At 34.9% G+C, this 10,423-nt stretch carries 11 protein-coding genes; 6 read left to right on the top strand and 5 right to left on the bottom strand.

All coding sequences use genetic code 11. The features are described from left to right. From P8M54_RS06915 to P8M54_RS06905, 3 genes are all read right to left on the bottom strand, one after another. The coding region (locus P8M54_RS06915) for a carboxypeptidase-like regulatory domain-containing protein (RefSeq protein WP_300286588.1) at positions 1-509 on the bottom strand (509 nt) is incomplete at its 3' end. Next, positions 496-1,410, bottom strand: a complete 915-nt coding sequence (locus P8M54_RS06910) for a FecR domain-containing protein (protein ID WP_300286586.1) — start codon at positions 1,408-1,410, stop codon at positions 496-498. The genes P8M54_RS06915 and P8M54_RS06910, both read right to left, overlap by 14 nt. A 62-nt stretch (positions 1,411-1,472) precedes the next feature. Next, on the bottom strand, positions 1,473-1,988 hold the full coding sequence (locus tag P8M54_RS06905; protein WP_300286584.1) for a sigma-70 family RNA polymerase sigma factor: 516 nt from the start codon (positions 1,986-1,988) through the stop codon (positions 1,473-1,475). Between the two features lie 339 nt (positions 1,989-2,327). Between P8M54_RS06905 and P8M54_RS06900 the strand changes: the two genes are divergently transcribed. The 4 genes from P8M54_RS06900 to P8M54_RS06885 all read left to right on the top strand — a co-directional run bounded on the left by P8M54_RS06900 (position 2,328) and on the right by P8M54_RS06885 (position 6,513). After that, positions 2,328-3,371 (top strand): hypothetical protein, encoded by a 1,044-nt coding sequence (locus P8M54_RS06900; RefSeq protein ID WP_300286582.1) that lies wholly within the window; start codon positions 2,328-2,330, stop codon positions 3,369-3,371. A gap of 80 nt (positions 3,372-3,451) precedes the next feature. Continuing rightward, the gene (locus P8M54_RS06895) at positions 3,452-4,225 is read left to right on the top strand and encodes a membrane metalloprotease (RefSeq protein WP_300286580.1); all 774 of its coding nucleotides are present in this window, start codon (positions 3,452-3,454) and stop codon (positions 4,223-4,225) included. 33 nt (positions 4,226-4,258) lie between these two features. After that, positions 4,259-4,843 carry a porin family protein gene (locus tag P8M54_RS06890; RefSeq protein WP_300286578.1) on the top strand — a complete coding sequence of 195 codons (585 nt, stop codon included), beginning with the start codon at positions 4,259-4,261 and terminating at the stop codon, positions 4,841-4,843. 182 nt (positions 4,844-5,025) lie between these two features. Next, on the top strand, positions 5,026-6,513 hold the full coding sequence (locus P8M54_RS06885; RefSeq protein ID WP_300286575.1) for an aminotransferase class V-fold PLP-dependent enzyme: 1,488 nt from the start codon (positions 5,026-5,028) through the stop codon (positions 6,511-6,513). Positions 6,514-6,582: 69 nt separating this feature from the next. Here P8M54_RS06885 and P8M54_RS06880 read toward each other — a convergent pair whose 3' ends face one another. After that, positions 6,583-8,148 carry a protein adenylyltransferase SelO gene (locus P8M54_RS06880; RefSeq protein WP_300286573.1) on the bottom strand — a complete coding sequence of 522 codons (1,566 nt, stop codon included), beginning with the start codon at positions 8,146-8,148 and terminating at the stop codon, positions 6,583-6,585. A gap of 47 nt (positions 8,149-8,195) precedes the next feature. Then, positions 8,196-9,068: a lysophospholipid acyltransferase family protein gene (locus P8M54_RS06875; RefSeq protein WP_300286571.1), complete on the bottom strand. Its 873-nt coding sequence runs from the start codon at positions 9,066-9,068 to the stop codon at positions 8,196-8,198. Positions 9,069-9,179: 111 nt separating this feature from the next. Between P8M54_RS06875 and P8M54_RS06870 the strand changes: the two genes are divergently transcribed. After that, positions 9,180-9,818: a rhomboid family intramembrane serine protease gene (locus tag P8M54_RS06870; RefSeq protein WP_300286569.1), complete on the top strand. Its 639-nt coding sequence runs from the start codon at positions 9,180-9,182 to the stop codon at positions 9,816-9,818. A 50-nt stretch (positions 9,819-9,868) separates the two neighbouring features. Next, positions 9,869-10,423 (top strand): SIMPL domain-containing protein (locus tag P8M54_RS06865; RefSeq protein ID WP_300286567.1); only part of this gene is annotated, 555 nt, incomplete at its 3' end.

Raw genomic sequence — 10,423 nt, 5'->3', positions numbered from 1 at the left:
TTACAATTGTTATTCTCTGAGAATAATTCTTTTGGAGTAAATTGTTGGTCTTCGTATCCGATAAAAGAGACTATAATAGTAGCATTTAAAGGGATATTATCGATGGTAAAAGTTCCAGTACCATTTGCAACAGCACCTCTTGAGCTTCCTACTAACCTTATACTTGCGCCTGGCAGCGTGGTTTTGGTAGTTTCACTATAAACTGTGCCACAGACTCTAACGGTCTTGTTTAAAAGTGAAACAGTCACGTAACGGTCATCAATTGCTTTGAAGTTTAATAGTACTTTAGCATTTAAATAGGTAATTACCTCTTTAAAAGTTAAAGAGGCATTAGGTGCTTCGATACGTATGTTTTTTACATCTTCAACTGCATAGGAAAACTTTACATTATAGCGTTGTTCCGTATTTTGTATAATTGTAGTAAGTGGTATTACGGCAGTGGATTGTTGACTGTAACTATTGAAACGGATCAACAACAGCAACAGTACGATCCATTTATTTTGTAGCATAATTGTAAAATATAATAGTCTTGTCCTCTATACGGTAACTCAATTGTAGCGGAATTGTTACTGCTTCCAGAGCAACTTGTTGATTATCATTTGCGAATGTTCCCGTAAATAATTTAGTGGTGTCAACGCCTTTTGTCACGATTTTTATTTTGTACTGACGCTCCAATTCGGCAATGACTTGAGCTAATGGAATGCGATCGAATGTAGATTCCTTTTGCAACCAAGAAGGTCCTTGTACTACAAAATCTTCTACGGCTTCTATCGTATTGTTAACCACTCTAAAGGTTTTTCCGGGTGGTAATTGTACCGTTTTATTGTTGTAGGTAACACTAACAAGCCCTTCATAACACTTTACTTCGTAATAGTTGTCACGTTGCTTTACATTAAAGTGTGTACCTAGTACTTGAACAATTCCATTTTGAGTATTTACACTAAACTTCTGTCCTTTTTCAACCTGAAAATACGCTTCCCCTTCTAAAGTCAAACTTCTGTCCTCTTTCCAATTGTTTTTATCAAAAGTTATTTTCGAGCTTGCATTCAAAGTAACTTCCGATTCATCGGGTAGTTGAAAAGATTCCGTTTGTGCGATCGCTGTTTCAAAAGTAATTGTACTATTAAAAAACAAAAAGTAAGAGGACGTAAACACTACGGCAATAGCTGCAGCTACTTTAAAGAAGGCCTTGTAATTCAAAGGAATCACCTTACTTTCTTTTTTCTCCATCTTACGCTGCTTGAATTGCGCTAGTACTGCTTCAGCGTCTATAGTAGGTGCTTGAAGCTGTGCTGAATAATGCATGATTTTTTCCAATATAATATCATCTTCAGACTGTTTTAAGTCTTGGATTTCTTTATCGGATAACTCACCGTTAATCCATTCTAATATTTTTTTTTCGTCTTTCATCTTTAAGAGATTACATAAATAAGACAACTTAAACTAAAATTACCCTACTTGCTATCAGTAATTTATATATTTTCTATTTGTGTTTTTAAAATTTTTAAAGCAGCTGACATTCTTTTTTCGACTGCTTTTTGAGATATATCGAGTAGCTCCGCTATTTCTCGGTATTTTTTACCATCAATTCTATTCATTAAAAAAACTTCTCTTTGTGCTTCGCTTAATGATGCAATTGCGTTTTGAAGTTTTATTTTGAATTCTTCTTCTTCTAATAAGTACTCTGGACTTTGATTGGTGCGATCTAGGTTCGGACTTTCTTTGGCATAAGCCAAAACCACTTTTTGGTGCTTTATGGTATTTAGAAATAAATTATTGACGGTGGTAAATAAATAGGTTTTTACTTTAGCAAACTCAATTTGCGAACAGTGTTCCCATATTTTTGCAAACGCATCTTGAACAAGATCTAGGGCAACATCTCTATCTCCACACTTATAGTAGGCAAAGTTCGTTGCCGCTTGGACATTCGATAAATAAGCCTTGTTAAAGGAAACTTCTTCGCAAAGGGTTTCGTTTTCATTATTCATAGGGTAACGGATGTTTTTTGTTTGTAAATGTAAAATATTTTTTTGAGAAGTGTACAGGATAGTACTTGCTCCTCATTTTTAAAATAGTAAGGCTACACTATATTGACTTCAAATTACTTTTATACGGTAATGATTAAAAGGAAGGTCCACATATAATATTAGTACGGCTCTATTATATAACAACAATTAACTTGATTTCTTATATTTTTGTACTTACCAAAATAAAAATAAAAATTTTTTTTAAAATGTGGGTAGGGTAAAAATAAGATCAGTTGTCTTACTAACAGAACGGCGATACAATAGCCATTAAAAAAAATAAAAACATAAAATTTAAAAAAAATGAAAACATTAAAAACTATCACAGGAATCGCACTAGTTGCATTATTAGGATTTACTTCTTGCCAAAGTGAAGTAAACGAAGTTGACGGACAAAACCCAAACACTAACGCTGCAAATTCTACAGCTACAACTAATTTTAAGCGTACTGCAATGTTTGATGGTTCGGCAGATGATATGTTAGATGGTACTTCTTGTTCTTCAATTGTGCTGCCAGCAGTAGCTACTGTAAATGGAATTAGAGTTTCTTTATTTACACAAGCAGATTACCAACAAGTAATTTCTATCTTAGGACAATTTAATAATGACCAAGATACGGTTGTTCTTCAATTTCCTTTGAAAGTAAAAACAAGTAATTATACTGAAGTTGCTGTTAATAGTCAATCAGAATATAATGCGATAGTAAACGGATGTACTTCTGCTCAATCTTCAGGTCAGAGTGCCATTTCATCGGTAAAAATCACATTCCCAATGACGATTTTGACTTACAACACAAGTTTTCAACAAACCGGAAGCTTAGTATTTACATCTAATCAGCAATTATATACGTACATGTCAAATATAAGTAGTACCGAGTTGTTCTCAGTTAAATACCCATTAGCATTAACCTTAATTGATGGTTCAAAAACAAACGTATCTAGTGATGCTGAGTTCAAAGCTGCGATTGAAGCTTCTTTAAAAACGAAAGCTACCATGGAAGCTGCAGTTCAAAGTAGTAAGCAAATGGAAACGATATTAGTTAACGGAATGTTTAAAGTACAGTCTTTTGTTAATTCAGGGGTGGATTCAGCTACGACTTATAAAGATTTTACAATAGATTTCGCTAATGATATGTCTATTAAAGTATTCAATGGTTTAACTACTGCTGCAAATGGTACCTATGCTACAAGTTCACAAACAGATGTATTTTTGAAATTAACTTTTTCAGGAAACGCTTCAATGAGTTTATTGAATAATACATGGAAAGTTACAAGTTTTAATTCAACATCAATTAACTTGCAAAGTTCTACAAATGCTGCTGTGACTTTAGTGTTAAGACAGATATAATAATAATTGGTTTAGAATTGGTTTTCTAAATTAGCCATCCGAAAGGATGGCTAATTTACTGTAATGTTTAAATTATAAAAATGAAAAAATTAGGTTTAGTACTCCTTTTGGTAGGATTGTTATTTTCGTGTGCTCAAGATGAAACTATGGCTGAAATGTCTTCAAGTGGGTTCTCAGTTAACAATAATAAAAAAGCTACAGGAAGCTCAGCAAATGACTTGCTTTCGGATGCCACTTTTAAGAGTATGGTGATAGAAATTGTTTACGTGCAAGGTTTTGAGCCAACGGCTACTGCGGTTAACGATTTCGTTTCTTTTTTGAATGCAAGAACGAACAAATCGCAAGGAATTACGGTTGTTAAAAGAGCTATCGCTTCACCAGGAAAAACGGCCTATTCTATTGATGATATTAAGGCAATCGAAGATGCAAATAGAACCAAATACAATACTGCTAATCAAATTGCTGTTTGGGTTTTCTTTACTGACGCAGGTTCCACAAGTGATTCAGGGAACAGTTTTGTGATTGGAACAGCGTACAGAAACACTTCTATAGTTATTTATGAAAAGACGGTGCAATCGCTTACTGATAGCCCATTTAAACCCAATAGAAGTTTAGTTGAGTCCACAGTTGTTAGTCATGAGTTTGGTCATATCTTGGGATTAACTAATTTAGGCACTACAATGCAATCAGATCACGAGGACAAAGAACATGCGAAACATTGTACAGAAAAAACCTGTTTGATGTATTGGCAAGCCGAGTCGGGTAGTGGACTCAGTAATATGGTTTCCGGAGGTTCTGCTCCAAAACTAGATGCACAATGCTTAGCTGATTTAAAGGCAAATGGAGGAAAATAAGACGAATAAATAGTAATTAATAAAACAATCAAAATGAAAAAAATTAAATTAACATTGGCTTTATTTTTTGGATTAGTAGTTTGTACACATGCGCAAGACAGTGCTACTTCTAAATCTAATGGTGGTATTAAAGGAGGATATAATTTAGCTTCGGTGAACTTTGATGGTAACGGAGAAACGGATCAGCGTCACGGTTTTCACGTTGGTTTTTATGGAGAGTCGTTTATTAGCGATAGCTTTTCTATTCAACCGGAATTGATGTACTCCCAGCAAGGATATCAAATAAAAAACGGGAATACAACCTTTACTCAAAAATTAGATTATATCAATTTACCGATAATGTTGAAGGCGTATCCCTCAAAAAACTTTTTTTTGGAAGCGGGACCGCAAATAGGGTTAGCCATTACTCATAAAGAGGTTTACGAAGGATTTATTACTACAACACAAGAGTACGATCCTAACAAATTTGATTGGGGTATGAATTTTGGCGCAGGTATTAAAACTGATGCTGGAATTAGCTTAGGAGTAAGATACCATCTAGGTTTAGGAGATCTTTACGACTCTAACGACAAAGCTTTTAATAGAGTGCTACAATTCTCTTTAGGATTTGATTTGTAAATTCTAGCTTAACAATTCAGTCCCTTTTAAATTTATATTTGAAAGGGATTTTTTTTATGCCAAAAGTATTTTATTTAGGCGTTTAGTTATCAATTGAATAGCCGCATCAGTTTAAAAATTCAAAGGATTAAATACTGATACATTCCTTAAATTTAAATATCTTTGGTGCAAATTGTTAGAGAATGACTACTATTGAAAATCAGACAGAACTCGAATTGTACTTTCAAAAATTCCGAAAAAATATTATCGGAATTGATCAAGAATTCACCTCTCCTTTTGGCGTAAAGCAAATTCTTTACACGGATTGGACAGCAAGTGGGCGTTTATACCGTCCTATAGAAGAAAAATTGATGAATGAGTTTGGTCCTTTTGTGGCAAATACTCACACGGAAACTACTGTTTCTGGTACCGCAATGACTAAAGCCTATCATAAAGCGAGACATATTATTAAAGATCACGTTAACGCTGATGCAAACGATATTTTAATAACGGATGGAACCGGTATGACCGGTGTTGTTAATAAATTTCAACGTATTTTGGGACTCAAAGTGCCTGAAAATTTAAAAGATTTTATTACCATTCCAGCAGAAAAAAGACCTATTGTTTTCATTTCACATATGGAACATCATTCTAATCAAACCTCTTGGTTGGAGACTATTGCTGATGTTGTTGTGATTCCAGCTACCGAGGATGGCCTTTTTAGTGTTGAGAACCTTGAAGTATTACTAGCACAATACGATCACCGACCTTTTAAAATTGCCTCGATAACTTCTTACTCTAATGTCACGGGGATTCGAACGCCTTATCATGAGGTTGCAAAATTAATGCATCAACATAATGGTCTTTGTTTTGTCGATTTTGCTTGTTCAGGTCCGTATGTTCCTATTGATATGCATCCTGCAAATGATGACGAAAGTTATTTAGACGCGATATTCTTTTCACCACATAAATTCTTAGGCGGCCCTGGAACCTCTGGCGTGCTTATTTTTAATAAAAAATTATATCAGAATTTAGTTCCTGATAATCCTGGCGGAGGAACCGTAGCTTGGACCAATCCATGGGGAGAGCATAAGTTTATCGATAATATCGAAGATAGGGAAGATGGCGGTACTCCGGGTTTTATGCAGGTTATCAAAATTGCTCTTGCCATTCAATTGAAAGAAGAAATGGGAATTGATAATATTTTGAAGCGAGAACATGAATTGGTAGATTATATTTTTGCTGAATTAGGTTCTGTTTCCAATATCAAAATATTAGCGGGACAGCATCAAGATCGTTTGGGAGTAATTTCCTTTTATATTGATGATTTACATTTTAATTTGGGTGTAAAAATGCTAAATGATAAATTTGGAATTCAAACGCGTGGCGGATGTAGCTGTGCAGGAACTTACGGCCACTTTTTATTGCACGTTGATCAAGAAACGTCCAATCAATTAATTGACGAAATAAGCCTAGGCGATTTGATTAGAAAACCAGGTTGGATTCGAATGTCAGTACATCCAACGACTACTACAGCTGAGATCGAAATGGTTTGTGAAAGCATAAAGGCTTTAGCAGCAAATCATGAGACTTGGGCTTTGGAGTATACTTACAATAAAAATTCAAATGAATTCGTGCATAAAGATGCTAAACCTTTAGAGGACGAATTGGTTAAAAGTTGGTTTTCATAATACAACTATCTATAAAATGAATAAGAGCCATTTACAAATATGTAAATGACTCTTATGTTTTTAGGAATATTAAGAACTGCAAGACAGCATAGAACTCCCAATTTTTTCTCTCGCCCAATCGGGTCTTTTAGCAAACCATTTTGAATACTTGTCTTGTTCTTGGTATGGGTTTTTCAATAAAAGATGTAACTCTTCAATTAAAGAGTAATCCTCTTTTTCAGCGGCTTCAATGGCTAGCTGCGCCATATAATTACGCAAAACATATTTAGGATTGGTGCTGTCCATCGCTATTTTTCTGCTTTCATCAGAAGGTGCTTCTAATTGAAGGCGGTTGCGATATAACGTAAACCAATACAACCATGATTCTTTTACTTTTTCGACTACTTCAATTGGTTTATAAAAAGCGTCAAAAACGATTTCTAATGCTTTTTCTTCTGATTCTTCTTTTTTAAACAGACTCAGATTCCTGAAGAAAATGGTCATATCAGTTTCGGTTAACTGAAGGTTTTCGGTTAGAATGGCGATTAATTGGTCGTCATTGTCATCAACTGTAGTCAATCCTATTTTAGCAAGCATCATCGTGAGGTACTCTTTTTGATAGCTATTTTGAAAATCTTCAAGAATCTGTTCCAGTGGTGCAGCTTCGTCAATAAGCGGATACAAGGCATTTGCAAGTTGGTACAAATTCCATAAAGCAATTTCAGGTTGATTACCAAAACGGTACCTGCGATGTTCTCTATCGGTGGTGTTGGGAGTCCAATTTGGGTTGTAATCCTCTAGCCAGCCATAAGGACCGTAATCTATCGTTAGTCCTAAAATAGATATATTATCAGTATTCATGACACCATGAACAAAACCCACGCGTTGCCAATGCACAATCATTTCTCGCGTTTGATCAGCGACTGCTTGAAGTAAGGCAACGTAACTTTCTTTACTATTTCCCTCTATTTCTGGAAAGTGGTATTTAATTGTAAAATCAGCTAGTAATTTTAACGTGGTCAAATCATTTTGAGACGAAAAAAGTTCAAAATTCCCAAAACGAATAAAGGAAGGAGCCACTCTACACACCACCGCGCCCTTTTCGTAAGCAGGATGACCGTCGTACATGACATCGCGCAAAACTTGATCTCCAGTCAAAATTAATGATAACGATCGGGTAGTGGGAACGCCTAAATGAAACATAGCCTCACTGCATAAATGCTCTCTAATCGACGAGCGTAATACCGCTAAACCATCTGCTCTACGGGAATAGGGAGTCATTCCAGCGCCTTTTAACTGTAATGTGTAATTGGTGTTGTTTACATCAATTTCTGTTAGAACAATAGCTCTACCATCGCCTAATTGTCCTGCCCAATTACCAAACTGATGTCCGGCATAACTCATTGCGTAAGGCTTTGTTCCGGCTAGGACTGTTTTACCCGAAAATACATTTATAAATTCTTCAGAATCCAAATCTTTTGGATTTAATCCAATCAAAGTAGCCACTTCCTCTGAAGCATGCACCAGAGAAGGATTTGATGCTTTTGTAGGTGTCACAAACGAAAAGCAAGCGTTTTTTACTTGGCGCGTTTCATTGGTTTCATCCGGATCAGCAGGGAGCTCACTGCTAAATCTATTGTTGATTTTTAGATTCATTTTTTTTCGTTTTAAGACCTAAATAGAATATTTTTAAATGCCTGCTGCTAGTCTAATCGGTGTTTCCATCGTCGATGGGTCCAAAAATAATATTCTGGAGCCTCTAGGATTTGCTGTTCGATTGCCCTTAGGTATTTAGTGGTGAGTTCATAATTAGGAACTGATTTTGAATCATCACTAATCGGGACTAAAGTACATTCATAAAAACCTCTTTTTACCTTAGTCACTTTGGCGTAAAGCACATTTAAATTGTATTTTTTAGCTAATGTTTCCGCCCCAGTATGCACAGGCACACGGATTCCCATAAAACGATCATCGTAAAATACTTTATGTAACATAGGAGATTGATCGCTAGGAATGCCATAAATCGACAGGATTTGGTTTCTTTGGTTGTTAGCAATTAAAGGAATGGTCTCGTTGTTTACCACCAAGGTTGTATTGTACTTAGATCTTATTTTTTTTACAAGCCGATCAAAATATTTATTGTTGACTTTTTTATAGACAGCAACTCCTTGAAAGCGAACTTTTTTATTCAAAACCACTAACCATTCCCAACTCGCATAATGCGAAACGAGCAGCATAATACTTTTGCCTTTTAACTCGTACTCTTGTACTAAGTCTAAATTAGTAATGACAAATCGTTTATTGATTTCTTTTGATGAAATACTCATTGTTTTTACCATTTCTAAAAATAGATCACAAAAATGGTGATACGATTTTTTTTCTACTTCAAGTCGTTCCTTTTCAGTAAGATGTGGTAGGGTCATGGCTAAATTATTACGAACTACTTTTTTACGATAACCAAAAACGGTGTAGATTAAAAAGTACAAGCAGTCGGATACAGCATACAATATTCGGAAGGGTAATATTGAAATTATCCACAGAAAAGGATAGACTAATAGGTAAACAATAAATTGCATTCTAAATTTTTTACAAAGATAAGCCAAAATTGATTAGCGCATTAAAGGCTGCTACTCCTAAAAGATAACAAACAGAATTACTACCTTTACATTTCACAGTAAATTAAATGTATGAATACTATTTTGATTGCGATTATAGTTGCCAATGTGCTCGTTAGCTATAAAGGTTTTAATGATATTTCTTTTTTCAGAAAATACGAATTTCATATGGGAAGCGTACGAGCAGGAGATCAAATCCGAATTTTATCATCGGGCTTTCTGCATGCTGATTTTGGACATTTGATTTTTAATATGATTACTTTGTATTTTTTTGCTCCTGTCGTAATCGCTTATCTAGGAAGTATTTCGTTTCTAATTATTTATTTCGGAAGTTTGATTTTTGGAAGTTTACTAACGATTGTTTTCCATAAAAATGATTACAACTATAGAGCGATTGGAGCATCAGGTGCCGTGACAGGCGTTCTCTATTCGGCTATACTTTTACAACCGGACATGATGCTTGGAATCTTCTTTATTATTCCAATGCCTGCTTACGTTTTTGGTATTCTGTATTTATTGTATTCGATTTACGGAATGAAAGCTAAAAATGATAACATCGGTCACACGGCTCATTTTGGTGGCGCAATTGGTGGCTACATCATAACTTTGGCTAGCAGCCCACATTTACTTGTAGATAACACATTAATGGTTTTGTTGCTAACGTTCCCAATAGTCGTATTATTTATAATGGCGAAGATGGGTAAAATTTAGTGGCACAGCTTTTGAATACATAGTTTAAAACTATTAAAAAAGTACAGAAAATGAAAAAAGCACTATTAGTTCTCTCGCTATTGATAATGGCAGTGTCATACGGTCAAGAGGTAAAACAAATTCCCCAAATCAATGTTAACGGTGAAGGTAAAATTAAAGTGGTTCCAGATCAAGCCACTATTACTGCAACAGTAGATACCAAAGGGAATGATGCTAAGGACGTAAAAAGACAAAATGATAAGCAAATCGATTTAGTGTTGAAATTGATAAAAAAAATGAATTTGGCTCCTGCCGATTATAAAACGAAGCGCGTTTCATTGAATCCGATTTATGATTATGAAAAAAAGAAAACTACGTATTATGCTACGCAAACAATCGAAATTCTGCTAAGAGATTTATCCAAATATGATGAATTAATGGAAGGTCTTGTAGATGAAGGCATCAATAAAGTAGACAATGTCGTTTTTCAGTCTTCAAAATTAGAAGAATACCAATCGCAAGCGAGAAAAATGGCAAGGAAAGATGCTAAACAAAAAGAAAATGACTACGTATCGGTTTTAGGGCAGAAAGTCGGTAAGGCCTTGACCATATCTGACAATTCTCAA

This window comes from Flavobacterium sp., from assembly GCF_029242675.1.
Taxonomy (GTDB): Bacteria; Bacteroidota; Bacteroidia; order Flavobacteriales; family Flavobacteriaceae; genus Flavobacterium.
Note: the sequence above shows the minus strand (reverse complement) of the source record. Positions and strands in the feature narration are given on the sequence as shown.